This window comes from Mesorhizobium sp. M4B.F.Ca.ET.214.01.1.1 (assembly GCF_004791545.1).
Taxonomy (GTDB): domain Bacteria; phylum Pseudomonadota; class Alphaproteobacteria; order Rhizobiales; family Rhizobiaceae; genus Mesorhizobium; species Mesorhizobium abyssinicae.
In genome coordinates this window covers 1-345 of sequence record NZ_SRUX01000159.1, presented here as the reverse complement: position 1 = coordinate 345, position 345 = coordinate 1, and the positions used below count along the sequence as shown (strand labels likewise).

The following is a 345-nucleotide window of genomic DNA, read 5'->3' as shown; positions in this document are numbered from 1 at the left end:
CATTTCTACCGTATAGGGACGGGGAGAAAGGCGCTGTCATCGACGGCTTCGCTAGAGCGGTTCCTGTTTTGAGAGAATCGTAGCATTCCCAAAGCAGCTGGTTTGTGATTCAAGATGCTGGCTGGATCGGAGGCCAGCATCGGATGACGCGACCTCTTTCGAATGATCTTCGTGAGCGTGTTGTTGTGGCGATCGCGGCTGGTGAGAGCTGCCGCACGGTTGCGGCTCGTTTCGGCATAGCAGTGTCGTCGGCGGTGAAGTGGTCGCAGCGCTATCGGGCGAGTGGGTCGGTCGCGCCTGGCAAGATGGGCGGCCATCGCAAGCGGGTTCTGGAGCCGCACCGGG

General features: G+C 60.3%; 1 protein-coding gene. It reads left to right on the top strand.

Annotation, left to right across the window (positions count from 1 at the left end; translation table 11 throughout):
* Window positions 1–143: 143 nt before the first annotated feature.
* Window positions 144–345, top strand: a 202-nt coding sequence (locus tag EN857_RS33720; RefSeq protein WP_135897707.1) for a helix-turn-helix domain-containing protein, incomplete at its 3' end; no start/stop codon positions are given.